This window comes from Thalassotalea atypica (assembly GCF_030295975.1).
Lineage (GTDB): Bacteria > Pseudomonadota > Gammaproteobacteria > Enterobacterales > Alteromonadaceae > Thalassotalea_F > Thalassotalea_F atypica.
Genome location: NZ_AP027364.1, coordinates 842,454 through 868,759, shown reverse-complemented (window position 1 = coordinate 868,759; position 26,306 = coordinate 842,454). Strand labels below are relative to the sequence as shown.

Here is a 26,306-nt window from a genome sequence, read left to right as displayed (position 1 = left end):
CTTACGACAGTGTCACTACTTTTCTAAATAACACTCTACTTAACTAATTATAGTAGTGATAATGCTATCTGTGGTTGCTGGTTAGCTTGTGCTAGCATTGAGCTTGAAGCCTGTTGCAATACTGTTGTTCTTGCTAGTCTAGCTGATTCAGCGGCAAAGTCTGTATCTTCAATACGTGAACGAGACGCCGATACATTTTCTGCAGTGTTATCATTTGAACGAATGATTGAAGAGAAACGGTTTTGCTTAGCACCTAAATCAGCACGAACACCATTCACTGCTGCTAATGCTGAGTCCATTTTATCAATTGCACTTTGTGCTGCAGAGAATCCACCAATGGAACCAACACCACCCGCAACGATTGAAGCTGCGTCAAAGTTTTGTGTAATAGTAATTGAAATCACTTGTCCTTTATTGGCACCGATTTGGAAACCTTCATCATAAGAACCATTTAGCAAGGAAACGCCACCAAACTCTGTATCATCAGAAATACGGGTTAACTCACTTTCTAGCTCTGCGTATTCTGCTTGAAGAGCTGTTCTGTCACTTGTATTGTTAGAGCCGTTTGATGACTGTACAGCCAACGTACGCATACGTTGTAGTGTATTTGTATACTCATCCAATGCACCTTCAGCAGTTTGTGCTAAAGAAATCGCATCGTTAGCGTTACGACTTGCTTGGTTAAGACCGTTAATTTGAGCGGTTAAACGCGAAGAAATTTGTAGACCCGCAGCATCGTCTCTTGCACTATTGATTCGCTTACCTGACGATAAACGCTGATAACTTGTCGACAAATCCTCTGTAGAACGAGCTAATTGACGCTGTGAATTAAGTGACGCGATATTACTATTTACTACTAAAGCCATGATATACCTCCGGGAATAACTCCCTAAATTAGTGTTAACTTACGAGGCCATCAAATTTTCTGTATTCGCCTCTTGTAAACTTTATCGGGCGGTTTTTAAAAAGCTTTAAGCTTTTTTATGAAAATAGTTAAAAAAATTCACTAAAATTATTCAAGTAACTGATTTTTTTGCATAAAAAAACCTTCCAAAGAAGGTTTTTTATGCAATAGAAACTATAAATATCTATTATTGTAATAGGGATAACGCTATTTGCGGCTGCTGATTAGCCTGCGCTAACATTGAACTTGAAGCCTGTTGCAATACTGTTGTTCTTGCAAGCGCTGCGGATTCATGAGCAAAGTCTGTATCTTCGATACGTGATCGCGATGCTGAAACATTTTCAGCTGTATTTGTGTTACTTCGAATAATTGAAGAGAAACGGTTTTGTTTCGCACCAAGTTCAGCGCGAACGTCATTTACATTCTTCAATGCGGTATCCATTCGATCAATTGCACTTTGTGCTGCAGAGAATCCACCAATGGAACCAACACCACCAGCCACAATAGAGGTAGCATTAAAATTCTGCGAAATCGTGATTGAGATGACTTGGCCAGCATTAGCACCAATCTGGAATCCTTCATCATAACTACCAGTCAATAGCTGTACACCACCAAACTCTGTATCTTGACCAATGCGGGTTAATTCACTTGCTAATTCCGCATACTCAGCCTGCAGTGCAGCTCTGTCACTTGTATTATTAGAACCATTAGATGCCTGTACAGCAAGCGTACGCATACGCTGTAAAGCATTAGTATATTCGTCCAATGCCCCTTCAGCTGTTTGAGCCAATGAAATACCATCATTAGCATTACGAGCAGCCTGGTTTAAACCATTTATTTGTGCAGTTAAACGACTAGATATCTGCAGGCCCGCTGCATCATCTTTTGCACTGTTGATTCGTTTACCAGATGATAAACGTTGAAAATTAACCTGTAAGTCATCTGTTGAGCGACTTAATTGGCGCTGAGCATTCAAAGATGCAATATTACTGTTTACGACTAAAGCCATTGCTATCATCTCCTAAGTTTTAGGTAGTGGTTCATTGCTGATAACAACATTATGTAGGAACCACAGTTCATTATTTTATTGACGCATAATTAATAAAGCATCATGCGTGCCAATAATTAAATATAGTTAAACAAACTCAAATTTTTCACTTGAACAAATGTTTGCTGCGCGGCTTGTAGTGCAACCTGTGATTGCTCAAAGGTTGCAACCGCTTTTGCAAAATCCAAGTCTTCAATATTTGAACGACCTTGCTCCAGGTAAAGCACCGTATCCTGATGATTATCACCTTGATTTTCAATAAGTTGAAGCCTTACACCTGCTTCTGTTCTTCTAGACGTAATGTGGTTAAGTGACGCGTCTATTTGCTCGAGTATTTCACCGTAGTCAACGGCATGTTGAGCAGAGTTCGTAGGATTAGCACCAACACTCACCCAATCAATTGCACGCTTAACAGTGTCAAACACACTTATATTTTGCTCTGGTGCAAGGTCAAAGTTGTCGCCCGGCAATGGGTTGCCGTTTATTTGAACTTCCATTCCATTCGGTAAGGAAATCAACTGCCCTGGGGTGTATGTTGTGGTATTAAACATGACGTCACCGTCAGCGTCTGTTACCGTTAAATCTGTAGAAGATGTGAAAGAAAAATTATAGTTAGGCGGATAACCTGCGCCCGGTGTAACATTATTCAAACTAGGGTTATTAATTTCAGCTTTATTAACTGAAATCCCTGATGTATTTGTATTGTATATTGGTGAAAAATCACCCAGCGCATTTTTAACATTTACAAATGCATCATCGCCTGGTTGATTTGTTTCAACCATGACATTTTTAGCGATTTGAAGCTCTCTTACACCACTATCACCTTGATAAGAGACAGTATTGTCTGGTTGGATGGCGAATGGCTGCACATCAATTTGATAACCAGAGAATATATAACCGCCTGTTTCATCTTTAGAATTCGCTACATCAAGGAGTTCGCTCTGACTGTTCAGAATTAAATCGCCTAATGACGCTAAGTCTTCATCTGACAATGTACCATTATTTGCCTGAATAAAAGTCTGCTTTAGTTGCTGAAGAACTCGTTCAGCATTATCGAAAGAGGTGTCTTGCAAACTGTTTCTATTTTCAGCCTGCGTAATATTTCGTTGATATTTGTCTATATTTCCAAGCTCACTTTTGTAGCCTGTCAATGTGCCGTAAGCAACAGCATCATCTTTAGCAGTCAACACGTCTTTACCACTAGAAATATACTTTATTTGATCGTTCACATTCGATTGCTGATTACTCAGTTGCAAACTATTTTGAAAATAAAATTGAGCTGTTGAAACGCGCATAAAAAATCCCTACCTTGCTACAGAAAGTAGCGTGTCGAATATAGTATTGGCTGTCGAAATAATTTGAGACGCCGCCTGATAGGCTTGCTGGAATCGCATTAAATTAGCCGCTTCTTCATCTAGGTTAACCCCAGATGTTGCCTGATTTCGATTAAACGCTTGTGTATGTAAAGACTCTGCGGTTTCTGAAACAAGCTCTGCAGATTTTGCTTTTGAGCCAACATCTGCTGTGGAGATACCTAAACTTTGAGTGAAGGTTTCGTTCCCTGAATTTAGTACACCTGCTTCTTGTGTCAGTGCCATGGTCACTGCATTGTTGCCATTACCGACGCCGAATGCATCTGCAATCACAAATTGTTCTGGTGATGATGGGAATGAGCCAGAAGGAGTACCGGAAATTTCAATGGTGAATAGGCCTGTGCCTGCTGCTGCTGGTGGCAGTGCAGGTAATGCAGGAACATCAAACACCGCTGTTGGCGGTACAGGCGGTGTGTAACTCGTAAGAGGGCCTGTTGCTACCCCCGCATTATCATACAATTGATAAGTGTAAGTGCCTGAGCCTGGAGGATTTTCCAACACATCGACACGCATTGGCATCATCGCTCTCGCCGCTACAGGATCTGACATATTAGTAATTTCAACTTTACCCGCACTAACATTGTTGTCTGATGGCTGAATTTCAATGGCTGCACTTGCCGCAATTCCTGAGCCGTCATTAAGGGTAACAGCTATTAAAGATGCACTGTTTTCTGTAGGACGAATGACAAAAGCATCGCCAGCTACTGGGGCCGCGCCAGTCTCAACGAACTCAAAACCAAATGCCGTTGCATAGGTACCGCTGCCTGCAGCGCCTAGGTTAGTTACTGTGCCATCACGTTTGTTTGTCATTTGATAGTTGGCACCGTCATATTGAATTTCAAATTCATCCGTCGGCACTAACGTAATATCGGTAATATTCACTATCGCACTGACACCAGCGGAATTTCCTGATAGCTCTAAAACTCGAGAGCTTGCCAATACCGGCGCATTTATATCAGTAAATATGTTTTTGCCTTGCTGCTGATTCAGGTCTAAGCCATCTGCTTGAGCTGCATTTAAGGTTTCAGAGATTCCCATGGCGATACGATTAATTTCGCTTCGAATCTGCATAAGATCATTGTCACGAAATGAAATTTTGGCGCCTAATGAGCCGCCAATAGAGCGCTCATCGATCGCCACCTTACTATTGGGGCCGACTAGCGACAATGTAGTTTGATTAGGATCTGGATCACCTGCGTTAACTTCTACAGTTAAGGCTGTGATGCCTGCAACTAACGTATTTCCGCCACCAATCATTACGGTCATAACGCCATTTTGATCTGTAACCGTGTTTACTTTCGCGTATTGCCCTAGCTCAGTGACTAAGATGTCACGTTTGTCTAACAAGTCATTAGGTTGACCTGATGTAGAAAAGCTATCGTTTTGTAATATGGCTTCATTGATCTTAGCCAGCTCAACCGATATTTCAGAAATTTGCTTAGCAATTTGATCTATTTCACCGTTATTAGATTTTTCTAGTTGATCAAAGTTTTCGTTCAGTGAATTAAAATCCGACGCCAAAATTTCAGCTTGGGTTAGTGCAATACTGCGTAGTCCCAAATCACTGGGGTTGTCGGCAATACCGTTAACGGCTTGATAAAATCGATCAATTGAATTCATCACCGCATTTCCAGAAAAGCTCATAATTTCATTCAATTGATTTAAGCTTTCATGTGATGATTCTGCGCCACCTAGAGTACTAGTAGCTAACAACTGTTCTTTATAGGAAAATTGATTATAAATGCGCGTAACGTCTTGAATGTACGTACCAGAACCAAGAAAGTTGTTACCAAAAGGGTCTCCAACTGCAGCTTGTTGCTCAGCACGCTGACGGTTGTATCCCTCAGTATTTACATTGGCAATGTTGTGGCCAGTTGTAGCCAACTGTTGCTGCGCCGCTAATAAACCGCTGACGCCAGTTTGGTACAAATTGATAGACATGTCCTACACTCCTAAAAGTCTCGAAATCGCTCGAAACCTTTGCGCTACATTTAGTCAGAGAGCAGGCTTGTGACTTTACGTAATGTCCCTAAAATTTTATTCGCGTAATTGGGATCGGTCGCATAACCTGCTTTCTGTAATCCATGCAGAAAGTGTTCCACATTGTCTGGTTTTGATAATGCATCCTGATAACGCTCACCAGTGGATAAAAAAGAAACATAGTCGGAGAGGCTGTCTTCTATGGTTTGATATACTCGAAATGGCTCATTTTTCTTCACCAACGTGCCTTGCTCATATTCAAGTGTTTCCTTACTTGTTTTATCGCCTCCCCATCGTTGGTCGGCTTTAATATTAAACAAATTATTTGAGCTTTGGCCTTCGCTATTTTTAATAATTTTCTGTCCCCAGCCAGTTTCTAAGGCCGCTTGAGCGATTACAACCTCAAATGGTACCCCAAGGGATTGCTGTACGTTTTTCGCAGAACTTGAAAGCGCGGTGACAAAATCCTTAGGATCTTTATATTGAGGAGAATTTGACACGTCTTTTTTGGTTTGCTCGTTAGCCTCAACCGCATTTGAGTTATTTTGATGACGATTATTTGACGCTTGTCCGAGATTGAAAAACTGCTGAGCCAATTGATCCAGCTCACCGCTTTTCGCATTAACTTGTGCATTTCTAACACTAAAATCATTATTCTCAGTACGCAACACCGAGCGAGAGGTAAAGCTATCATCACCACCTAATTGACGAACGATTAAGTCTGATAAACCTAAAGTGCCGTTAGTCGACATTTCAAGTGCCATTTGTTGATCTTGCATATCGCGGTAAAACTTGGTGCTTTGTGAATTAAATGGACTATCTGATGCAAGAACATCTTCAGCTTGGCGCATACTTTTGAGCAACATTTGCATGAAGATACCTTCAAATTGCTGAGCAGCTTCTTTTAACGCTGCATCCTTTGATGCCTTATCGTCACCACGAGATTGTTCACGGATTGAGTTTAAACCGTTTAAATCAAGAAAGTTGCGTGCGTCTGCTAATTTAGTATCCATTGTCATCACCCAGCCTTTTCGCTTTAAATAATGATCAGCTCACCGCGCAATGCGCCAGCTTGCTCTAATGCTTCAAGAATGGCCATCACATCTCCTGGTCCCGCCCCCACATCATTTATGGCTCTGACCAAGGTATCTAATGTCACACCGGGGTTAAATACAAACATGCGAGAATCGTTTTGGTTAACGTCAACTACTGAATTATTGGTTAATACTGTATCCCCTTCTGCAAATGCATCTGGTTGTGACACATCCTGTTGCTCATTAATAGTCACTGTAATTCCGCCATGGGTAATTGCAGCGGCAAGCAAGCGCACTTCTGAGCCAATAACTATGGTTCCTGTACGAGAGTTTACAATCACTTTCGCAGAAGGTGTATCCGGTTCAAACTCTAGATTCTCGAGCATAGACAGGAAACTAACGCGGTCTGAGGCATCTCTTGGCGCAGATACTTTAATTGAGGTTGCGTCCACGGCCCTTGCCGTTCCTGCGACAAAATCATTGATAGTATCAGCTAATCGTTTTGCGGTAGTAAAATCAGAGCTGCGTAAGTTCAACGTGATGTGATCACCACTTGTAAAAGGAGATTTAACTTCTCGCTCGACCATAGCACCATTTGGAATACGGCCAACGGTAGGCGTGTTAACAACTATTTTAGAGCCATCTAACCCTTCAGCCCCTAAGCCACTGACCACTAAGCTGCCCTGTGCAACGGCATAAGCATTGCCGTCAAGCCCCATCAGAATAGTTTGCAATAGTGTGCCGCCTCTTAAGCTTTGTGCACTGCCCATCGAAGAAACCGTGATATCGATTTTTTGACCTGGTTTTGCAAATGCGGGTAATTCAGCATGAACGGCAACAGCAGCAACGTTTTTGATTTTTGGCTTTAAATTTTGCGGCATAGTAATGCCGAAATTGCTGAGCATGGTTTTAAAGCTTTGCTCAGTAAAAGGACTTTGCTCACCTGTGCCCGGCAAGCCTACCACGAGACCGTAACCGATAAGTTGGTTTGAACGCACACCTTGTACATCTGCCAAGTCTTTAACTCGTTGTGCTAATGCAGAATTTGAGAGACACAGTAAAGTTATAGATACCGAGATTAGTAATGATTTTACTAACATTTTCATTTAGATACTCCTCATATACCTATAAGCTACAACGGCCACCAAGAGCTGTTAAAAAACTTAGTCAACCAGCCTTGTTCTTGAACGTCAGCAAAAGTTCCTGTACCGGCATACTGAATGCGTGCATTAGCAATTTTTTGTGACAAAATCGTATTATCCGATTTAATGTCTAACGGTCTGATAATACCGGTGAGTCTGATGTACTCATCACCGTTGTTCAACGTCATCCATTTCTCACCACGGATCATTAAATTACCGTTAGGTAAAACGCGTAACACGTGAACAGAAATGTTACCGCTTAAACTATTACCCTGATCTGATTTTGAATCACCTTTAAAATCAGACTCTTGGTCTAAACCAAATTGTATTGAGTCACCTTTGAAGTTTATTGGAGTACCACCAAAGCCTGTGATTGGCTGTAAGTTGGCACTGTTTTCTTTTTTCAGTTCTGTTTTAGCATTTTTCTTTGCCTGTGTGCTTTCACTTAGCACCACTGAAATTATGTCGCCAACTCGATGTGCTTTAGAGTCTGAATAAATATTATTAACGTAGTTAACTTTAAATAGAGAACCCGTTGGAATCACTGAGTCTTCTTCAGCTTCAGGCAAAATAGGCGCAAAATCAGGATCATCAGGTAAAATTTTCGCTTGTTGAGGCGAAGCGCAACCACAAAGCACAGATGCAATAAATAAGCTTGAGATGAGTTTGTTCATATGCCCCCCTTAAAGCTAAAGTTGTTGGTTAATGTAACTTAACATTTGATCTACAGCTGAAATCACTTTTGAATTCATTTCATAAATACGCTGAGATTCAATTAAGTTAACCAATTCTTCCGTAGTGTTTACGTTTGATGTTTCTAACGCGCCTTGAACTAACATCCCGTATCCTTCAAGCCCAGGCGTTCCCTCTTGTGGTGCTCCTGAAACGGCTGTTTCAACAAATAAGTTTTGTCCAACAGGCTCTAAACCCGTTGGATTAACAAAATTAACCGTATTGATTTGCCCAACGACCGCATTTTCAGCTTGCCCTTGAATACGAACGGACACTTCGCCGTCTTGAGAAACGTTAATAGATGTTGCGTCTTCCGGAATAGTGATTTGTGGCTGCAATTGGTAACCTGCACCTGGGGTAACTACGTTACCCTCTTCATCCATAGTGAACTGACCATTACGCGTATACGATGATGAACCATCAGGTAAAAGGATTTCAAAAAATCCCTCACCTTGAATCATTAAATCAAGCTGATTGTCCGTAGTGACCATATCACCTTGACTGTGAATTTTTTGCGTCGCAACTACTTTGGTACCTGCACCTAACATTAAACCTGATGGAGCTTCGGTATCTTGAGACGTGCGCCCGCCAGGCTGATTAATGTTTTGATAAAGTAAATCTTCAAATACAGCTCGGCTTTTCTTAAAGCCAACCGTACTCGCATTCGCTAAGTTATTTGAAATAACTGCAATGTCTTTTGTTTGTGCATCTAAGCCTGTTTTACTGATCCATAATGCTGGGTTCATAAATCACCTCAATAAAATATTTAATTAGTATGCACGCAATAATGCAGAGCCACGTTCATCCATCTCTTCAGCTGTTTTCATTAGCTTTAGATGCATTTCAAATTGTCGTTGCATGGCTATCATATCGGTCATTTCGTTGACAGGACTAACATTGCTTGATTCAAGCATGCCACTTTGTACTTTAACTGTGATGTCTGCGGGTTCATTCGCACCATCTTTTCGCCGATATAAGCCATCGTTGCTTTTTTCAATCATTGTAACGTCTGGTCTCACCAACTTAAGTCGCGCAACCTCATCTTGTATGGTTGATGGGGCCCCTTCAGGCTGGACCATGATGCTACCGTCTTGTGATATTTGAATATTTCTAACTGGCAACGGCAAAAATATAGGTCCACTTTCACCTAAGACTAAATCGCCGTTATTGGTTTCTAATGCGCCGGTATCTGTAAGTTTTAAGTGACCCGCTCGGGTATATGCTTCACTACCATCAGCAGTTTGCACGGCAAACCAACCATCACCTTCTATGGCAATATCTAGATCTCGACCGGTGGACAAGAGTGAACCGCTGTCAAAATTTTGGCTGGCACGTTCAGTCATAGCAAACACACGGGTTGGCATGCCTTCGCCGAAGGCCTGCATGGTTCTCGCCTGCGCTAAATCGGCTTTAAAACCCGTAGTTTTGGCGTTGGCTAAGTTGTTTGCTGTCACTGATAAGGCATGCATGTTTTGCTTAGCACCACTCATCGCAACATAGAGCATCTTATCCATAGTGAATCCTAGTTAAACTGTTATGAATAGATAAATGCAATACTGATGCCATACTAATACCATGGACAATAAAAAAGGCTTAAACAAAACAGTTTAAGCCTTTTAAAATGGAATATTAGCTATTGTTAACGAATTTGTAGAATCGTTTGGTTCAACTGATTATCTACTTCTAAAGAACGGGAGTTCGCTTGGAAGTTTCGTTGCGCAGAAATCAAATCGATTAACTCTGAGGTTAAATTAACGTTCGATTGTTCTAATGCTGACGAATTTATTGTACCAAACGTGCCTGAACCACCTTCACCGGCTAAAGGCTCGCCAGATACTAAACTTTCCTTCCATGAAGTTCCTCCAACTTGAGTCAAGCCTTGATTATTAGCAAAATTTACAAGGGCAATACGCGATAATGGCTCAGATGTACCGTTACTGTACGTTGCACGGACTAAACCATCAGCGTCAATATCTAAACCTGTTAAACGACCTACAGCTAAACCATCTTGCTCCAAACTTGTCACCTCAAAATTTGAAGCAAACTGAGTAGGTTCATTTGGGTTAGGTCCAGCAGTATCAAGGTTGAAATCTACTATCACTGTTTGTGTTGTATCTGCACCATTAGTCAATATGTTTGCATTAAGTGCGGCAGTCGTAATCAAAGCTGGGCTTTGTGCAACAAAATCACCACCAGAGCTAAAGCTCAGCGTAGCGCCATTTATTGTTGCTGGGCCGCCAGGATCGTTAGCCAATGTAGGGTTGGCAATATTATTTGTACCCCCTGGCACATCCACCATAATACCATCGACTGCGGTATACATTGTCCATTCACTTGTCGCTGGAGTTACCGCAGGATCTTCCTTAACAAAGTAATAGGTCATAATGTGGCTATCACCTAAAGAATCAAATATCGTTATTGACGTAGAATGGTTGAAAGTTAAAGGATCTGTCGGATCAAAGCCAACAGGTGCAGCAGTGATATATGCATCTCCAGCAGGTAAATTCATTCGGATATCAACTTCACCGGTTTGCTGAGGTGCCCCAGAGGCTGTTGGAATACGAATGGGCTCTGCGGTACTCAACGCTACCGATGAGGATGAGCCATCAGGGTTAACAGGAAAACCAAGTAAATGACCTCCACTTGAATTCACCACAAAGTTATCGGCGTTCAACTTAAATTCACCGGCACGAGTGTACGTTTTTTCTAAACTATCAATTTCCGGTACAGTGGCAAAAAAGCCATTGCCGGTTATCGCCAAATCCAATGCATTATTGGTAAATTTTATACTACCTTGTGCAAATTGCTGAGCAACGTCTGCGGTCAGTACACCATCACCTACTTTAGTTTTACCACCAGCAAGTAGTGATGCTGCATAAACATCGACAAATTCAGCACGTGACTCTTTGAAACCTGTAGTATTAACGTTTGCAATGTTATTTGACGTAACATCCAAATCTTTTTGCGCCGCGTTTAAACCACTTAATGAAATATTAAAAGACATAAATTCACCTCTTAGAAAATTTTGCTGAATTAACCTTCAGAAACTTCGACAACATCAGCTAAAGCCATAGATGATCCGCCATTTAAATTTAATAGAATATTGCCGCCAGCACCTGCTAACGTCACACTATCTACTTTACGATAGGTCATTGCTTGTAACTCTGACGCTTGACCATCAACAAGGCCCGCAACTCTAAACCTGTATGCACCTGCTGGTGCAGATTCGCCACTTGAAGTCATACCATCCCAAGTAAAGGCATGTTCACCTGCGGCAAAATTACCAACAGGAACAGTTTGAATAATTTCACCGGCCGTGTTTTCAACATAGATATTGACGCTACTAGCCGGTAAATCTGTAACGATTTTACCTTTGACCTCTTCACCTTCATTCAGCGCAAATACATTGTCTTCAACTAACACACTGCGCCCCACTAAGGATGACGCTTGAAGCGCTTGGCTAGATGACATCGAATTCGCAAATTGGGTAAATTGATCATTTAGCTGCGCTACACCATCGGTAGTCGAAAAAGCTGTCATTTGAGAGATCATTTCATTGTTCTCTACAGGCTTTGTTGGGTCCTGATGCGCAAGCTCTTGAGTCATCAGTGCAAAAAAGTCTTCTTGGGTCAGCATACCGTCATCTTCGCTGGCAACTTTGGTTGTTTCTTGCTGCCACCGAATTGAATCTAATACACCGCCACCACTAACTGAATCCATAAGTTATCTCACTCTCAATTTATCGTTGGCCAAGTGTTAAGGTTTTGTTCACCATGTTTTTTGCTGATTCAGCAAGTTGAACATTGGTTTGATATGAACGAGATGCAGAAATCATGTTAGTCATTTCTTCAATTACATTCACATTCGGTTTATATATATAACCGTCTTTGTCAGCCATAGGATGTTCTGGTGAATACTCGACGTTTAATGGTTTATCACTTTCGACAATTCCTAAGACGCTCACCCCTACGGCCTCTCCGCTACCAGCGGCAGCTTTTTGCATCTCTGCGGCAAAAACCGGATGCCGTGCGCGGTAAGTCTGGTCAATACTGCTACTGACACTGTCTGCATTGGCAATATTACTTGCTGTGGTATTAAGACGTAGTGATTGCGCACTCATACCTGAGCCACTGATATCAAATACGTTAAATAAACTCATGCTTATTGCCCTCCAGAAATTGCTTTTTTCAAGCCTTTCACTTTTGAATTCAAAAATTGAACACTGGCTTGATACTCTAATGAGTTTTGTAGATACAAGTTTCGTTCCACTTGTGCATCAACGGTATTTCCATCTCCCGTATCAGGTTGGTCGGGAATACGAAAATCGATCCCATTATTGAGTTCCATACGAGTATCAAAGTGTTTTTCATTGGTTCGGGACATGCCCATTTGTTGGTTTTTGGTGGCATTGGCAAGGGCTTCTTTGAAGTCCATCCCTTTGGCTTTGTAGCCTGGCGTGTCTGCATTCGCAATATTACTTGCTATGACTTCCGCGCGCTTTGCACGTAGCACCATCCCTTGCGGATGGATCCCAAATGCTTTATCAAAATTAATCGCCATAAAATGCTACCTCCAATCTATTAGAGATAGCTATTCAATATTTATGCCAATGAAAGTGTCAAATTTATGATTGTTTTTGATAAATGATGCCTGGATTGCACCTAACCATATCAAAATTTTGATTTAATCCAGAAAGTGATTCCGATGCGCCAAGATACAAGTACCCGTTTGGATTTAACACACCATGAATTTGAGAAAGGATTTGCGCTTTAACTTCAGGCGCAAAATATATCAGTACATTTCGACAAAAAACTATGTCAAATCGTCCCATTAAGCTGTAACTATTTAGCAGGTTTAATGGCCTGAAATTAACTAATTTTTTTACATTGTCTTTTACTTTTAACATACCATTATCACCCGGTTCAAAAAACTGACGTTTTCGCTCCGTGGATAGCCCTCTAGCCAATGCCAAAGAGTCATAATGGCCGTATTTACAATGCTCAAGCATAGTATTTGAAATATCTGTGCCTGTAATTTGTACCCCGCGAGAAAATGACCCCGGCTTTGACTGGATATACTCAAGCACAGACATCGCTATAGAATAAGGCTCTTGGCCAGATGAACTAGCTGCCGACCATATTTTCAGTGGCATTCGGTGATTGGCAAACTCAGGTAATATTTTGGATTTAAGTAACTCAAATGGGTAGTCATCGCGAAACCACAGTGTTTCATTTGTGGTCATTGCATCAATAACTGCGGCACGTAACTGCCGCTCTACCGGACTTAAGGTACGCTTTACCAACTCAGCTAACGACTCAACGTCAAATTTTGCCATGAGTGGTGCGAGGCGGCTTTTAACAAGATATTGTTTATTCTCGCCTAAGACAATGCCGCACTGTTGCTCTAAGAACGTGCGAAAATCTTGATAGCTTTTATCGTCAAGCTGTCGTGGTGACACTAATAGAATTCCTATTTATAACTTAGCAACAGTTAATTATTCTTCAATCGCCAACCACTTTTTAACAGCGGTAGCTAATTCGTCAGGATGAAATTTAGGGATAAAATCTTCAGCGCCTACTTTTTCAACCATAGCGTTATTAAATACACCACTTAAAGAGGTGTGCAAAATAACCGGCATGGCTTTCAATTTATCATCATTTTTAATTTCAGCCGTTAACGTATAACCGTCCATTTCAGGCATTTCAATATCAGATATAAGCAGTGCTATTTTCTCACTGATACAGGTATCGCAATCATCACTAATCGCACGCAATTGATCCAAGGCATCTTGGCCATTCTTGGCCAAGATCATTTTCAGCCCCAGCGGCTCTAAAGCTCTACGCACTTGATTTCTTGCTACGGTAGAGTCGTCAGCGATCATGATCATACGCTCACCTAAACTTTCACCAACAGATTCATCAACAACGTCTTCACTTAACTCCGTAGAAACAGGGCTGATCTCATTTAAGATTTTCTCCACGTCTAAAATTGACACCATTTCATTGTCAATTTCAGTTACCGCGGTCAGGTAACTTGATTTACCCGCACCTTCTGGTGGCGGCATGATATCTTGCCAACTTAGGGTAGTGATACGCTCAACACCGGCAACCAAAAAGCCTTGAACACTACGGTTGTATTCAGCAATGATAATAAAGCAATTTTCAGTGTCTTTTATTTCAGAGCCACCTGTTGCTTTACTTAAATCAATCACTGAAATTGTTTGCCCACGAATGTGCGCAACACCTTTAATATAGGGATCTTGGTTAGGCAATGCGGTTAATCGAGGACACTGAAGCACTTCGCGTACTTTGAAAACATTAATACCAAATCGTTGACGGCCAACCAACTTGAACAGCAACAGCTCCAACCTATTTTGACCCACTAGTTGAGTACGTTGGTTAACTGAATCTAAAATACCTGCCATAAAAACCTCTTATAGAACCATGCATCCAAAATTAGGCACAATTCTTGTTTACACTAAATAAGTATGTGACTAAACGACCAAACTTTGACACTTTACTCGTCATTGTTGCTTTATATAAGCATAGACGAGTATTTATTTTTCCCTAATCTGTATATAAAAAATTTATGCGTAAAATAAAGCTTTTTCTAACATTTTTACTTCTACAGGCAAGTTTAGCTCAATTTAGCCATGCGCAAATTTTTGATCATGACTATATAGAAAATTTTGCTAAACAAGCGCTTGAATCATCATTAATTTCTACAGACGATAGACAAATTTCTGTCTCAATCTCTCCAATTGATCCCCGAGTAACTATAAAACCGTGTTTTTCAGAGTTAAGTGCAAATATACCTGAAAATCATAATAGTAGGAATGTAAATGTTGAAATTAGTTGTGCTGATTCGACGCCTTGGAGCTTATATATCCCAGCTAGGGTAAAAATTATGAGCCCTGTAGTAGTGGCGTTGACCGCCATTGATAAAGGCAGCCTATTAACTGGCGACAACATTGGCGTTAAGTTTATTGATGAAAAAAAAATCAGAGGCGAAAAACTCACTTCTACAGTTGAGCTTATCGGTGCAAAAAGTAGACGAAATTTATCTTCAGGCAGTGCCATCTCTCGTAGAAACATATGCGTAGTATGTAAAGGCGACTCTGTTACTATTGAAGCTCATTCTGCTGCTCTAAGCATCAGAACGGCAGGAGTGGCGATGATGAACGGTTATGTGGGCGATAAAATTAAGGTAAAAAATGAACGTTCTGGTAAACTAGTTAACGCTCGGATAAGCGGCTTGAATAGTGTAAAAATTAATTTGTAGTTTTAGTTAAGGTTTACGTCAAAATGCCGATAAAAGGGAAGTAGAATTAAATTTTTGATGTAGGATATTATGATGGCTATAAATATCAACAACTTGGGTAACAACAACCCAATTAACCAGAACTTGAAAAACCAAGCAGAAGCAAAGGCACAAGCACAGCAAACTGCAACGGCTCAGCAACCTAAAGCAAGCCAAGATTCTGTCTCTTTGACGCCACAGGCTCAAAAGATGAGTGAGTTACAAAGTAAAAGTAACCAAGAACCAACAATAAACCAGAAAAAAGTAGATGAACTTAAAAAAGCCATCGAAGCTGGTGAATATAAAATTAACCCTGAAAAACTTGCTGCAAGTATTGCAAAGTTCGAGTTTGATTTAATTTAAAAAGGTAAACCATGAGTGACCAAGGTACTTCAAATCCGTTATTAGAAGAACAATTTAACCTACTTAGCCAATTGGAAAAGTTGTTAGTTCAAGAAAAAGAAGTACTCCAACAGCGTGACTCAGAAGCATTAATTGCGCTTTCTCAGGTAAAAGAGCAACTTTTAGCTGATATTCAGACAAACGATCAAACCATCGCGACCAGCCAAGTATTTATACAACAAAAAAACAGTGGCCAACTATCTGAGCGATTAAACGATGTAGAAAGCTGTTTACAAAGATGTAAAGAGCTTAACGAAGTTAATGGGCAGATAGTTGCTCACTCTCAAGTAGCTATAGAACGTATGAAGTCCGCTTTATTAGAAAGTCGTGATAAATCATCCATGACCTATGACAGCAAAGGCAAAAAGCATGCTGGCCTTAGTAGTTTAGGGATAAAAGCCTAAGCTATACTTAGCCTCATAAAAGCTACTAGGTTTCAATATACAGACAATAAAAAACCGCTCAAATGAGCGGTTTTTTATTGTTTCGATTCTCTTTAATAATTAGCTATTAAACGCAATAACAAATTGCTAGTAATAGGTAACGTCCTTAATTTTCTTGCGCTTTAATGAAGTGATATAAATGTCATAAACCTCTTTGAAATCCATCGATAGTTCTGTCGCGTAGGTATCTCCTACTGGGTAGCTCTTTATCACTTTCGCACCACGAATCACGCCTTGTACTGACGCTTTCAGCTGATCATTATTAATTGCCAAATCAGCCATCGTTGTATTACCCGTTACATGTTGTCCATACACTTGCTCTGCCAATTCAGCGTAGGCCGCCAGTTTTGACGCCTTAACGGCCATCAACATTTTTTGTGTTTGATGTTCAGATTTTTGCAAGCTAATTGGAGCATAACCAACCGCGTGTAATACCGGGTATGAACTTGGCGCCACAGGCTCCCACTCTACATGAGTGTCATAAACAGAAGAGCACGACATTATTGTCGATGCCGCTACCGCTGCCAGCGCAAGTTTTAATTTATTCATTACCACACTCCCAAAAAAATTGGCTTGAACTCAATTTAATGATGCTTTTTATGATTAACAATAAAGCACGATTTATACCAACTAACAGCACTAAACTTGAAAGTTCCCCTTACGCTGGTTCACGATTCTTAAACTTGCATTGCTTCGGCATAAAATATGCTTACTAAGGTATTATCGATTTATTTAGCACCTGATAATTAATCAAGGTGCAAAATAGTAAATCTAAGAAAAGTGAGATATTAAGATGTTTCGGATATTAATTGTTATTTTGCTAGTTAGCACCCACCTATGCGTTAGCGCCCAGTGGTACGAAGTTGAAGGTCGAGCATTCATAGCAAATGGCGATAAACATTCAGCTAGAGCGCTTGCTATGGAAAATGCACTTAAAAAGGCATTACTGGTTGCTGGTGCTTCAGTATCAAGTGTACAGCAGGTAGTCAACGGCTTATTGACAGAAGATCAGCTAAGTGTTCGCGCCAGCGGAACGGTTAATTCAGTTGATATAATTAACGAATCGTTTGACGGTGACTATGTTAATGTCACGGTACGTGCAGATATTTTTCCACAAGAGAAACAATGCTTTGCTGCTGACTACAAAAAGTCGCTCCTGATCACTCGTGCGAATATAATGCATAGAGAGCAAGCCAATATTGGCAAAATTTATAAACTCGATACCGTAATCCCCGACGTACTGAATCAGAAAATATCTCAGCATAGTCGTTTTATTGACGCTCATCTTGTTGCCAAAAACAAAGTTAACTTTTCTCGACTTAACCAGAGCTTTCAAAATGAAGAAATTAGAACACTGACCATGGAACTTGGTCATATGTTTGATAGCCAATACGTTTTATACAGCGAGTTAAATGACATTTCTTTTGGGCAGGAGTCGTTAAACACTTGGCAGTTTTGGCAAGAAGCGCAATTTCAACGCCACTTCTCTACCACACTGTATTTGTACAATAGTGCTAATGGCGAATTTATATTTAGCAAAGAGTACAGTAACAGCGCCCCTTGGCAATTTAAAAAACGTGAAGCCATTGATTTAAATAGCCAAACATTTTGGCAAAGTGAATATGGCCGCATGGTTGATAGAACTGTTGAGCAGGCCATTATTGATATTGATGAAAATGTAATGTGCCAACAGACCCGCGCTAAAATCGTGCAAGTAAATGGCAACCAGATTATGATAAATCTTGGAAAGCAGCACGGCGTGCAAGTGGGTGATGAATTTGCACTATTGCACTTAGACAACTTTATCAGTGACAACGGCAAAAACTACGCAGGATTTAACGTCAGTAATTATTCTGTAAAAGTAACCACAGTCCACGAAATGAATGCCCTTGCCGTTGCCACCGACGAACGCTTACTTGGCAATATCCAAATTAATGACCTTGCCGTAAAAGACTAATAACTATCGATAAAAAATAGAACAGCACCTTTAAATAAGATGCTGTTTTTTTATTTAAAAACTTGATAATATTTTATTCGCTTCAAATACAGGCCCCATAGCTCAGCTGGATAGAGCGGCCCCCTCCTAAGGGGCAGGTCGCAGGTTCGACTCCTGCTGGGGTCGCCATAAAAATCAATAGCTTAGCAACAAAACAGTCTATTTTAAATTCACAATAAGTTTTATATGTAGCATATTTGTAGCAAAATCAAATTGATTTTTGATAAGTGTATCTGGCCTTACCGTAGTAATATTTTGATGTTTCTTGAGCTACTGATATCTAACGGTATATTCTATATTCATTTTAAGGGGAACGCTGCGGAGTTTGCGGCTTCAAACTAAAACCAATAAAAGTGTCGATTAAAAAGCTAATTGATACTTGTATTAAACAGCTCACAAAGTGAGAACAGATAACTATGTTAGTGGTGTAACCTAGTTCAATTCGTTTATTCTTTATAAGTGATAAAATCGAAATAACAAACTATTTCGATTTACTTAATTAACATTAATCGGTATTAATAAACCTCTCTTGGAACCACCTTTCCTTATCCTTTCTATAAGCGCCGTGACCAAATTTTTTGTCTAAAGCGTTTTCATCACAACTAAACTTCATTAGTATGAATTTAATCTTAAGAGAATCTTCAGCGTCACACTTTAGAAAAAAAATACTTGGAAGAGTAAAAAAAGTATAAGGCATTGATATGATCGTTAAAATAAAAAGGTCTAAAACAGACTTGATCGAATACTTAGGTTCGCTTTCTTTTTTACTAATTGTAGGTATTTGTCTCATTGGAATGAGTGTTTTTAAGATTAATTTAATAATTGAGTCATTAGGAAATAAGAATCGCTCATTAATTTTAATCAAATATAGTTCGACCAAATTAACGTATGGTTTTAGTATTTTCAAATATTTACTAGGGCTAATTGATGGCTCAAAATTTCTTAAAAAATCAGCTTTAAACAAACCCGAAAAGTAAATAAAACTCATCGGTTCCAATCTCATTAAGCCGGTCAATCCATGCATGCCTAGCTTAGCAAGTTTATAATTACTAAACTTATTAATAACTTTTGACTCATTAGTTTGATTTGGTGAATGAAAGCTTGCGAAATTATCACCTAAAATGAATTCGTAAAACTGCTTGTGTGGAAAATAAAAGTTTTGAGAGCCAGAGGCTGGGTCAGGAACTAACAAACCGTTAGACCTCACTTCAGAGCCAATTTTTTCCGCCACTTCACGCTCAGTTTCATTTTTTTCAATTTTATCTAAATTAAGCTGTGTAACGGCTTGCCTCAACTTTTGAGGAGAATCACTGCGCAAGAACACTTTATCAAAGTCTTTTATTACTTTCTCTGTTACATTGTCAATATCTATTGCTGAAATTGTGTTTTGAGCCTCTGCTGCAAACATGAATTGCGCTATAGCTTTCGTAATAAAATGACGAATTTCCCATGGAAGTATTTGATATGCCCCTAACTCTAGCACTTGCTCTTCTTTTCTGACATATGTAGCTTCAATATAGCCTTTAACTATTGATGCTGGAGTTATCGATTCGTTGAAACTTTTGCTTTGTTTTATTCTCTCCCATTGACTTACAATAACAGGTAGCATACTAGGTCTCTTTGCTATATCCATTAATGAAGAGTCAATGGAAGCCCTTGAAATAATTTCTTCAGCCAATACAGGTTCGATGTTTCTTAGTACTTTTCTTATATCAGATAGCTCCATGAAGTTAAAACGATAAACCTTTGAAGTTACTGTACCGGCAGATGCCGAAGTATCGTTTATATTCAAAAATTCATTAAGTTCATTTTCATTGAAAAAGAAATTTGGCCTACCGGTAAATATTATTTTCGAACCCTGAAAAGCATATTTCCATAATGCATTAAATTGGCTGTAGCGGTCTAATTTGTTTCCAGCATTTTTAACTTCATCAAACCCTTCAAAAATCAAAATAGCCATTTTAGATTGAACTAAGTTCAATAACTGTTTGCCCGTAAATCCATGCTTATTGCCCCAATCACCCAACATTGCTTCAGGAGTAGGGAAACTACTAGGACTCCTCCCTCTTAACTCAATAAGAAGTGGAACTCTGGAAAATTCATTGTCGTGTTCATCACTTGTTAAACAATTATTTGCCCATCTAGCACAATACTCCAATAAAGCCGTACTTTTCCCTTGCCCAAACTCCCCCAGCAAAGCCAGTTGAGGCACTGAGTTGTTCGCTAACCAAGAACTTATAACAGCATTGAAAGTGTAGGTGTTTGTCTTGCCTTCCTCTTGTTCATACAATCTTGGTTCACTGAATGTGTTATTAAGAGTTACCTCAGAAGTTAATTTGCTGCCAGAATCAGAATTGCGTTCATAGCTGATGGCAACACTTTCTTGAAAACGCTTTAAAATATTTTTGGCATAATTTTTTACATCAATAGATTGTTGGATGAGCTGAAGTTTATTTAGACTTGTTAAATCATTAGAATGAGCGAATTTATAGAATTCCTGGCTTGCTTTCTCGTTTTCGTAACAAAAAATTATTTGATCCTCGCTTGTAGCTACGTTTATTATTTCTTGAAAACGTGCCTCCATCATTTTCAAAAAGTCGCCAGAAGTTAAAGGAAATAAATAGATTTTACTTTTTGTACCTGTTGCATAATTTGTTTTCTCACAAATATGGCAACAATGATAGTTTGACCAGTTAGATTTTTTGGCAGATATGTCTGAATTAGAAGTAAGTAATAAATCTAAAGAAAGATCTTTCCAATTTATTGCTTTGTTATTAGGCTCAATTTTAAATGGGTTTATTCCCGGCTCAAAAACAACATTATTTGGTTTCAACAAAAATTGCATGTCAGCTAGCAATAGCTTTAACAGAGTATGTTCCTCATCGTTAGAGCAATTAGTTTTAGCCTTCCATTCAGATTGCCTAACAGGTCCTTTATAGTTTTTTATTCCTAAAGCCCCTAAATAAGTTACGCCTATTGAAGAACTAACAGCTAATAAAACGGTTACAATTTTGTTAAGGGTAGTAGAACTCTTTAATAATGTGATTGATTCTTTTAGGCTACCAGTTTCTATCCATTTAGAAATCAGATGGACAGTGTCTATATTATATGACATTAGTGATATAGACAAAATTGAAACCAATACTAAAATTGTTCCAAGGACAATTCCTGATAGACTCTGCTTCCAGCTGTAGTAAAATTTTCCAAAAGATATTAAGGTTAAACATAGGGTAAGAATAAGGAGAGTAATCATAAAATCCCTTTTTGTTAATCTCTGATATTGAAACATTAGCATCAATTATTCCCTAATAAAATAAGTATTCAGTACAGTTATTTACAGAACTCCAAGTAAGACACTTTAGCCATTTTAGTTTTGAGTGGTTGTCGGTGATTAGATGTAATTAGAAGTTGGTACTCTAGGGCTAGAATTAGCCATTAAGTACTTTCTTGTGAATTTTAAGTCGACTAGCCCTTTAAAATTAACGGCCAGCGATGCATTTCTATGCAAATAAGTAGTCGACTTCGTTTTCGAGAAAAGTCGAGTCCGTATCTGCTAAATTTTGTGCTTATTTACCTCCTTTCTAGCCGTTGATTTTATTGAGTTAACTCGAGTTTTAAAAGTCGACTGTGAATCAATAATTCTCTGAGATAATTTATTAATCAATGAACTAACTTCCCGAGTATTAAGTCGAGATTTTCTCGAGTTTCCACGTAAAGAGTCGAGTGATATAAGTTTTGCTATTAAACAGCAGCCCTTTTATCTTCATGATGAGCTCACCATCATAATAGCTTTGTAAACATTCGCCTGTTACGGTATTCACGTTTACATCATAATGAAGTTTAATCGGTCTGTTTTTTGAGGGTGTTGTAATACCGCCCATCAATTGGGTATAGGCTTTCCAATCACTGTTATCGGCTGCATGCCTCACCTGTTCAATTAAAGTGTTTTCTTGCCCGCTAAACATAGTTCGAATTCGTCTAAGCTCGCGCCACACAGAAACACTTGCACCCCCAATTTGTTGAAATTGACGAATACACCAACATGATGCCCAAGCATCAATACGCTGTGCTACGAGTACCGAGTCATTACCAAATAAATCCTCATCTAAACCTTCACCATCAATGTTTTTAATGATGTATTTTAAGATATAGCCTGTAGCAGAGCCTTCATTCGGGTCTATTTTTTTAAAATCACATCGATTTTCAGCAGCGCCTTTCTCGTCGCCGTCAATCTCTAAGGCGTAATGGCGAATAATGCGTTTAAGTGAGTCGAGCTTTTCATCTTTAATAAAGAACAACATATGCCAATGAGGTGTACCGTCATGTTGCGGTTCAACTACGCGAAAGCCATAGGGCTCTATGCTTTGTCTTTTAAATTCCGCCCGCGCCTTCTTCCATTGATTATTTAGATATTCATTCGCCTCATCCGGCATAAGCCCTTGCCATTTTGGATTGGCGGCACCCGATTTAGCGAAAGCGCGATGATATTTAGACGGGCAAGTAACGGTAATGAATAGTGCTTCATGGCCTAAATCTTTGGCTAAGTCTTCAAAGCCACGGGCGCGACAAATTAATTCATCTTTTCGAATTTTAGGGTTTGATACATTTAAATCAGATATTTCTTTGAGTGAATAACGCTGTCCTGCATCATTAATAATGAAATGAGAGCTAAGTAATTCATCATTACGTAATCGTTGTGATATGCGATTCTTGGTTGTAATAGTACTGGCATAAATTTGCCGCTTACTATTCACCAGATTAAACATGATTGCGGCTTTTTCATTTGCCTGAGTCACCAGTTTTCTAAATCGTCGTAACCACCAACGGTTATCTATAAGCCTTTTTATTGCACCTGTTAGCGTGTTTTGTTTTTCGCTTGTTTTCGGTGCCACAAGACCGAAACTGTTCGCATATGCTGAAAGCTGTTTATAAATGAATAATGCTTCATCATTTTCTATAGCGAATTCGGTATTCATTTCGGTTTGGTGATAGCGAAAACCATTAACGCATTTAGGCGAATTATTTCGCTTTGATTCGGTGTATTTCGGTGTTATTTTCGCGTTAACGCCTTCATTCGATTCAAGGCGTATCGTTTCGCCTTTTTTCCGGTTATTTATAGCGAAATGATACCGAACAGGCTCAGGGTTTATTTTTATATTTCGGCAATGCTCACTACATTCTTTCGCTTTCAATTCGATATCATGTTCGGCTGCAAAAAACATGTGAGCGACTTTTTTCGGTAGTAGTTCGCTTAATTCTTTGGTTGTTTGTAATATGTACCGATTACGTTCAACATGATTTTCCTTGTTAAATGCGTGTTCTAATATTGTTGACTTAATGCTGTTCGAAAACGGCGTTAGTTTAATTCGAATAAACTCGGCATCATACTTATCAACTTTCCCAAGATAAGGCGCTAATATTTCATCCGAAGCCGTTAACGCCTTAGCAATTAATTTCTCTTTAAATGCGACCATGAGGTTTCCTTAGTAGCACACATTAAAGAGGCATATACTTGCCCACTTTCGTTTAGTTCATAGCTTTTCCATTTAATGCCGAAATGCCAATTAACTCGACTTCTGACTAACCGACACCGAATAAGCTTTTTCAGCGTTCTAATATCGAATTTGTACTCTTCACCATCAGCATTAACATAGTGATGCAAGCCTAAATAGTTGAACTGTTGTTTTGATTTAACAAAGCGAACAGCGAACACATCACCAACAATGGCTAACCACGTTAAAAGACGAACTTGCTCTGGCGTTAACTTAGGCATGATTATCACCTACGTAACATTGGCTTGTATTCTCAAAGCGATAAAAGCTATCTAACCAGTTATCTAGGTCTTCTTTCAAATACCTAACAGCCCGACCTATTTTTATAAAAGGTGGAGCTGGTGTTCTATTTTGTCTATTTCCTTCCATTCGAGACTGACGAAGGAATGAGCGACTCATACCTATATATTCGGCTGTTTCTATTTCAGAAAATACGCGTTTGTTTTGTGTTGTGGGCATAATTGCCTCCATGTTCGTTAAAGTTCATGGAGGAATTTATGAGATGAATTTTCTAGAATGAGCTTATCGATGAATTGGATGAGCTTATAGATGAATTTTAATTGTCTTCAGTAGCTAATACTGATTTTCTCGCATTTGTTAACCTATTAGGGAATGAACCAAAATTAAGCGTTTTTATTTTTCCACCTGTTCGAGGTTGCCATTTCAACTGACCACCATTTGCTTCTACAAGTAGATTATATTTATCAAGAGTTCTGAATCCTTCCATTTCTTCAGCTTCACTTTCAAGCAATCGCCAGTAGTCTTTGGCTGAATATTCAGGCTTTGCTTTAACAGCATTTATTAGCAACTCTTGAAAATCATCTATTCTCGTCTTAGGTGTATTAGGAGAAGGAACGATTTCTTTAGTAGCGGCAATCGTTTCAATTGCTACTTTTTCTTTAATAACGCCAGCCTTCACTAAATCGCTATGCAAAATACAAACATCTGCCAAAGTAAAGTTAATACCTTTAGCATAAAATTCTACTTTAGGTATTTTAGCAATTATCTCTTTATGTTCTTTGATTGTTTCCGGCAATTCTGGGCTCAAACTAGATAATGAGTTTTCAAGTACTTTTCCAAGAGTACGTAAACTATGCTCTCTTTCTTTTGGAAATAACTTTGCTGTAATGATTGGCCAAACTACATCGCTAGTTACCTTAGGTTCCCAGCCATAAAGAAAACTATTGGGTAGAGCAGTTTCGAAAGGATAATCTAAATCATGATGGCTTATATCTTCTTTTGTAATTAATTGGAAAACAATGCAATTCGTGCTTTTTTTAGACAGAACATTAAGTTGCTCTATCTGGTGGACTTTTACTAAACCTTGATAAATAACTTTCGAATAACCAATAAAACCTTGGTCTTTTCGCCAACCGCCAATAATGAATCTTCTAGGCTCAGAAAGTAGAAAGGCCACATCTATTTGTTCATTTTCGACTAAATACTGTAAATCACTGAACGAGATATCGAAGCGCTTTTCCAGCTCTTCGATTCGGTAATACTCTTTTTCAATCATTAAATATCTTCACTATATAATTTGATTAGCTAAGCGTCTAAAAACTAATTACTATCATTGCCTAGCATTTATAATATTGAAAATTTCATTAGATTCTGAACTAGATTCAACCTTCATTTTGTTAAGATACTCATCCTTTAAATCAGGTAGAGTACTCATCAAGCCTGACACATATTGCGCCAAGTAATTAGCTTGTAATACTGACAAAAAGCCAAACTCAACAATTTTACGGTATTGAAATACTAATCTGTTAAGTTTAACTACACTAAATTCATATTCTTTTAAATGAACTAATTTTGTAAAATAAAACATAAATTCATTTGAAATTAGCTCTAATTCTTTTTCTAACGTAATCAAAACTGAACTGCTCGCGTTGAGGCCTTGTTTAAGTTGCGAACTAATTTGGTCTTTTATGTCATCCGAGTTATTAAAAAAAGCTTCATTCAGGGTAAAAGACGCTAATCTTCCCCCTTTATCTATCTTCATTTTGATTTCAAGTAGCTCATTAAGGCGACGGTTTAACATATCTAACTCTTTCTTTACTGAATCAAGCGTCTCCTTCTTTTCATAGAGTCCTACTTGCTTGTGTAGAGATTCTGCCTGCTTTTGATTAGCAAAAGTACTTTGTTCAAGTTCCCTTCGAGTTAACTTTAACTCTCTCAGTTGAACTTGAATACTCCAAACTAGCAAGGAGACAGTGGCAAAGCCTAAAATAGGATTTAAAACACCGCCGAAATAATCCCCAAATTGCGCCATAGATTCTCGAGTCAAAACCGTAGTGCTATAAAAGTTGTAAAAATAAAAAACTAATATTAAAAAGGCCAATAATAACAATAGCCACTTACCAAGATTCAAAACTATCTTTTCTTCTTTACTTATCATCAT

At 39.0% G+C, this 26,306-nt stretch carries 26 protein-coding genes and 1 tRNA gene; 5 read left to right on the top strand and 22 right to left on the bottom strand.

Going from position 1 to position 26,306, the window contains the following annotated elements; all coding sequences use genetic code 11:
• Window positions 1-47: 47 nt before the first annotated feature.
• From QUE03_RS04045 to QUE03_RS03975, 15 genes are all read right to left on the bottom strand, one after another.
• Window positions 48-866 carry a flagellin N-terminal helical domain-containing protein gene (locus QUE03_RS04045; RefSeq protein WP_286265364.1) on the bottom strand — a complete coding sequence of 273 codons (819 nt, stop codon included), beginning with the start codon at window positions 864-866 and terminating at the stop codon, window positions 48-50.
• Between the two features lie 225 nt (window positions 867-1,091).
• Complete coding sequence (locus tag QUE03_RS04040; RefSeq protein WP_286265362.1) at window positions 1,092-1,913, bottom strand: flagellin N-terminal helical domain-containing protein; 822 nt, start codon at window positions 1,911-1,913, stop codon at window positions 1,092-1,094.
• Between the two features lie 116 nt (window positions 1,914-2,029).
• The gene (flgL, locus tag QUE03_RS04035) at window positions 2,030-3,247 is read right to left on the bottom strand and encodes a flagellar hook-associated protein FlgL (protein WP_286265358.1); all 1,218 of its coding nucleotides are present in this window, start codon (window positions 3,245-3,247) and stop codon (window positions 2,030-2,032) included.
• A 9-nt stretch (window positions 3,248-3,256) separates the two neighbouring features.
• A complete protein-coding gene (flgK, locus tag QUE03_RS04030; RefSeq protein WP_286265355.1) occupies window positions 3,257-5,266 on the bottom strand; it encodes a flagellar hook-associated protein FlgK in 2,010 nt (669 codons plus the stop codon).
• A gap of 50 nt (window positions 5,267-5,316) precedes the next feature.
• A complete protein-coding gene (flgJ, locus tag QUE03_RS04025) occupies window positions 5,317-6,318 on the bottom strand; it encodes a flagellar assembly peptidoglycan hydrolase FlgJ (protein ID WP_286265352.1) in 1,002 nt (333 codons plus the stop codon).
• A gap of 23 nt (window positions 6,319-6,341) precedes the next feature.
• A complete protein-coding gene (locus tag QUE03_RS04020) occupies window positions 6,342-7,439 on the bottom strand; it encodes a flagellar basal body P-ring protein FlgI (protein ID WP_286267750.1) in 1,098 nt (365 codons plus the stop codon).
• 32 nt (window positions 7,440-7,471) lie between these two features.
• Window positions 7,472-8,155 carry a flagellar basal body L-ring protein FlgH gene (flgH, locus tag QUE03_RS04015; protein ID WP_286265349.1) on the bottom strand — a complete coding sequence of 228 codons (684 nt, stop codon included), beginning with the start codon at window positions 8,153-8,155 and terminating at the stop codon, window positions 7,472-7,474.
• Between the two features lie 15 nt (window positions 8,156-8,170).
• Complete coding sequence (gene flgG / locus QUE03_RS04010; RefSeq protein ID WP_286265345.1) at window positions 8,171-8,959, bottom strand: flagellar basal-body rod protein FlgG; 789 nt, start codon at window positions 8,957-8,959, stop codon at window positions 8,171-8,173.
• A gap of 24 nt (window positions 8,960-8,983) precedes the next feature.
• Window positions 8,984-9,727, bottom strand: coding sequence for a flagellar basal-body rod protein FlgF (flgF, locus tag QUE03_RS04005; protein ID WP_286265341.1), 744 nt, complete (start codon window positions 9,725-9,727; stop codon window positions 8,984-8,986).
• 125 nt (window positions 9,728-9,852) lie between these two features.
• Entirely contained in the window at window positions 9,853-11,217 is a 1,365-nt protein-coding gene (flgE, locus tag QUE03_RS04000) for a flagellar hook protein FlgE (protein ID WP_286265339.1), read from the bottom strand.
• Window positions 11,218-11,246: 29 nt separating this feature from the next.
• On the bottom strand, window positions 11,247-11,933 hold the full coding sequence (locus QUE03_RS03995; RefSeq protein ID WP_286265337.1) for a flagellar hook assembly protein FlgD: 687 nt from the start codon (window positions 11,931-11,933) through the stop codon (window positions 11,247-11,249).
• A 19-nt stretch (window positions 11,934-11,952) separates the two neighbouring features.
• Window positions 11,953-12,372: a flagellar basal body rod protein FlgC gene (flgC, locus tag QUE03_RS03990; RefSeq protein WP_286265336.1), complete on the bottom strand. Its 420-nt coding sequence runs from the start codon at window positions 12,370-12,372 to the stop codon at window positions 11,953-11,955.
• 2 nt (window positions 12,373-12,374) lie between these two features.
• Window positions 12,375-12,773: a flagellar basal body rod protein FlgB gene (gene flgB / locus QUE03_RS03985; protein WP_286265335.1), complete on the bottom strand. Its 399-nt coding sequence runs from the start codon at window positions 12,771-12,773 to the stop codon at window positions 12,375-12,377.
• Window positions 12,774-12,837: 64 nt separating this feature from the next.
• Window positions 12,838-13,671: a CheR family methyltransferase gene (locus tag QUE03_RS03980; protein ID WP_286265334.1), complete on the bottom strand. Its 834-nt coding sequence runs from the start codon at window positions 13,669-13,671 to the stop codon at window positions 12,838-12,840.
• A gap of 36 nt (window positions 13,672-13,707) precedes the next feature.
• Window positions 13,708-14,637 carry a chemotaxis protein gene (locus QUE03_RS03975; RefSeq protein ID WP_286265332.1) on the bottom strand — a complete coding sequence of 310 codons (930 nt, stop codon included), beginning with the start codon at window positions 14,635-14,637 and terminating at the stop codon, window positions 13,708-13,710.
• Window positions 14,638-14,801: 164 nt separating this feature from the next.
• On the opposite strand from QUE03_RS03975, the gene flgA reads away from it, so the two are divergent.
• From flgA to QUE03_RS03960, 3 genes are all read left to right on the top strand, one after another.
• Window positions 14,802-15,494, top strand: coding sequence for a flagellar basal body P-ring formation chaperone FlgA (flgA, locus tag QUE03_RS03970; RefSeq protein WP_286265330.1), 693 nt, complete (start codon window positions 14,802-14,804; stop codon window positions 15,492-15,494).
• A 69-nt stretch (window positions 15,495-15,563) separates the two neighbouring features.
• Complete coding sequence (flgM, locus tag QUE03_RS03965) at window positions 15,564-15,875, top strand: flagellar biosynthesis anti-sigma factor FlgM (protein ID WP_350227403.1); 312 nt, start codon at window positions 15,564-15,566, stop codon at window positions 15,873-15,875.
• Between the two features lie 11 nt (window positions 15,876-15,886).
• The gene (locus QUE03_RS03960) at window positions 15,887-16,318 is read left to right on the top strand and encodes a flagella synthesis protein FlgN (protein ID WP_286265328.1); all 432 of its coding nucleotides are present in this window, start codon (window positions 15,887-15,889) and stop codon (window positions 16,316-16,318) included.
• 126 nt (window positions 16,319-16,444) lie between these two features.
• Here QUE03_RS03960 and QUE03_RS03955 read toward each other — a convergent pair whose 3' ends face one another.
• Window positions 16,445-16,906: an LPP20 family lipoprotein gene (locus tag QUE03_RS03955; protein ID WP_286265326.1), complete on the bottom strand. Its 462-nt coding sequence runs from the start codon at window positions 16,904-16,906 to the stop codon at window positions 16,445-16,447.
• Window positions 16,907-17,150: 244 nt separating this feature from the next.
• On the opposite strand from QUE03_RS03955, the gene QUE03_RS03950 reads away from it, so the two are divergent.
• Together QUE03_RS03950 and QUE03_RS03945 are read left to right on the top strand one after the other, a co-directional pair.
• A complete protein-coding gene (locus QUE03_RS03950) occupies window positions 17,151-18,314 on the top strand; it encodes a flagella assembly protein FlgT (protein ID WP_286265323.1) in 1,164 nt (387 codons plus the stop codon).
• Between the two features lie 91 nt (window positions 18,315-18,405).
• A tRNA-Arg gene (locus tag QUE03_RS03945) sits at window positions 18,406-18,482 on the top strand.
• Between the two features lie 376 nt (window positions 18,483-18,858).
• Here QUE03_RS03945 and QUE03_RS03940 read toward each other — a convergent pair.
• The 6 genes from QUE03_RS03940 to QUE03_RS03915 all read right to left on the bottom strand — a co-directional run bounded on the left by QUE03_RS03940 (window position 18,859) and on the right by QUE03_RS03915 (window position 26,306).
• Window positions 18,859-21,648 carry an NACHT domain-containing protein gene (locus QUE03_RS03940; RefSeq protein WP_286265321.1) on the bottom strand — a complete coding sequence of 930 codons (2,790 nt, stop codon included), beginning with the start codon at window positions 21,646-21,648 and terminating at the stop codon, window positions 18,859-18,861.
• A 388-nt stretch (window positions 21,649-22,036) separates the two neighbouring features.
• Window positions 22,037-23,827 (bottom strand): replication endonuclease, encoded by a 1,791-nt coding sequence (locus QUE03_RS03935; protein WP_286265319.1) that lies wholly within the window; start codon window positions 23,825-23,827, stop codon window positions 22,037-22,039.
• Window positions 23,803-24,126 carry a hypothetical protein gene (locus QUE03_RS03930; RefSeq protein ID WP_286265317.1) on the bottom strand — a complete coding sequence of 108 codons (324 nt, stop codon included), beginning with the start codon at window positions 24,124-24,126 and terminating at the stop codon, window positions 23,803-23,805. Before QUE03_RS03930 ends, QUE03_RS03935 begins: the two co-directional genes overlap by 25 nt.
• Window positions 24,119-24,364, bottom strand: a complete 246-nt coding sequence (locus QUE03_RS03925) for a helix-turn-helix transcriptional regulator (RefSeq protein ID WP_286265315.1) — start codon at window positions 24,362-24,364, stop codon at window positions 24,119-24,121. The genes QUE03_RS03930 and QUE03_RS03925 overlap by 8 nt, the downstream gene beginning before the upstream one ends.
• Window positions 24,365-24,461: 97 nt before the next feature.
• Window positions 24,462-25,421 (bottom strand): hypothetical protein, encoded by a 960-nt coding sequence (locus QUE03_RS03920; RefSeq protein WP_286265313.1) that lies wholly within the window; start codon window positions 25,419-25,421, stop codon window positions 24,462-24,464.
• Between the two features lie 54 nt (window positions 25,422-25,475).
• Window positions 25,476-26,306 carry a hypothetical protein gene (locus tag QUE03_RS03915; RefSeq protein ID WP_286265312.1) on the bottom strand — a complete coding sequence of 277 codons (831 nt, stop codon included), beginning with the start codon at window positions 26,304-26,306 and terminating at the stop codon, window positions 25,476-25,478.

Bases quoted from the DNA above. Each gene is read 5' to 3' on its own strand.
- QUE03_RS04040 (WP_286265362.1), bottom strand. From the start codon at position 1,913: ATGGCTTTAGTCGTAAACAGTAATATTGCATCTTTGAATGCTCAGCGC.
- flgK (WP_286265355.1), bottom strand. From the start codon at position 5,266: ATGTCTATCAATTTGTACCAAACTGGCGTCAGCGGTTTATTAGCGGCG.
- flgF (WP_286265341.1), bottom strand. From the start codon at position 9,727: ATGGATAAGATGCTCTATGTTGCGATGAGTGGTGCTAAGCAAAACATG.
- QUE03_RS03995 (WP_286265337.1), bottom strand. From the start codon at position 11,933: ATGGATTCAGTTAGTGGTGGCGGTGTATTAGATTCAATTCGGTGGCAG.
- QUE03_RS03925 (WP_286265315.1), bottom strand. From the start codon at position 24,364: ATGCCCACAACACAAAACAAACGCGTATTTTCTGAAATAGAAACAGCC.
- QUE03_RS03950 (WP_286265323.1), top strand. From the start codon at position 17,151: ATGTTTCGGATATTAATTGTTATTTTGCTAGTTAGCACCCACCTATGC.
- flgL (WP_286265358.1), bottom strand. From the start codon at position 3,247: ATGCGCGTTTCAACAGCTCAATTTTATTTTCAAAATAGTTTGCAACTG.
- QUE03_RS03960 (WP_286265328.1), top strand. From the start codon at position 15,887: ATGAGTGACCAAGGTACTTCAAATCCGTTATTAGAAGAACAATTTAAC.
- flgG (WP_286265345.1), bottom strand. From the start codon at position 8,959: ATGAACCCAGCATTATGGATCAGTAAAACAGGCTTAGATGCACAAACA.
- flgB (WP_286265335.1), bottom strand. From the start codon at position 12,773: ATGGCGATTAATTTTGATAAAGCATTTGGGATCCATCCGCAAGGGATG.
- QUE03_RS04045 (WP_286265364.1), bottom strand. From the start codon at position 866: ATGGCTTTAGTAGTAAATAGTAATATCGCGTCACTTAATTCACAGCGT.
- QUE03_RS03915 (WP_286265312.1), bottom strand. From the start codon at position 26,306: ATGATGATAAGTAAAGAAGAAAAGATAGTTTTGAATCTTGGTAAGTGG.
- QUE03_RS03920 (WP_286265313.1), bottom strand. From the start codon at position 25,421: ATGATTGAAAAAGAGTATTACCGAATCGAAGAGCTGGAAAAGCGCTTC.
- flgE (WP_286265339.1), bottom strand. From the start codon at position 11,217: ATGTCTTTTAATATTTCATTAAGTGGTTTAAACGCGGCGCAAAAAGAT.
- QUE03_RS03935 (WP_286265319.1), bottom strand. From the start codon at position 23,827: ATGGTCGCATTTAAAGAGAAATTAATTGCTAAGGCGTTAACGGCTTCG.
- flgC (WP_286265336.1), bottom strand. From the start codon at position 12,372: ATGAGTTTATTTAACGTATTTGATATCAGTGGCTCAGGTATGAGTGCG.
- flgJ (WP_286265352.1), bottom strand. From the start codon at position 6,318: ATGGATACTAAATTAGCAGACGCACGCAACTTTCTTGATTTAAACGGT.
- QUE03_RS03975 (WP_286265332.1), bottom strand. From the start codon at position 14,637: ATGGCAGGTATTTTAGATTCAGTTAACCAACGTACTCAACTAGTGGGT.
- flgA (WP_286265330.1), top strand. From the start codon at position 14,802: ATGCGTAAAATAAAGCTTTTTCTAACATTTTTACTTCTACAGGCAAGT.
- flgH (WP_286265349.1), bottom strand. From the start codon at position 8,155: ATGAACAAACTCATCTCAAGCTTATTTATTGCATCTGTGCTTTGTGGT.
- flgM (WP_350227403.1), top strand. From the start codon at position 15,564: ATGATGGCTATAAATATCAACAACTTGGGTAACAACAACCCAATTAAC.
- QUE03_RS03955 (WP_286265326.1), bottom strand. From the start codon at position 16,906: ATGAATAAATTAAAACTTGCGCTGGCAGCGGTAGCGGCATCGACAATA.
- QUE03_RS03930 (WP_286265317.1), bottom strand. From the start codon at position 24,126: ATGCCTAAGTTAACGCCAGAGCAAGTTCGTCTTTTAACGTGGTTAGCC.
- QUE03_RS04020 (WP_286267750.1), bottom strand. From the start codon at position 7,439: ATGTTAGTAAAATCATTACTAATCTCGGTATCTATAACTTTACTGTGT.
- QUE03_RS03940 (WP_286265321.1), bottom strand. From the start codon at position 21,648: ATGCTAATGTTTCAATATCAGAGATTAACAAAAAGGGATTTTATGATT.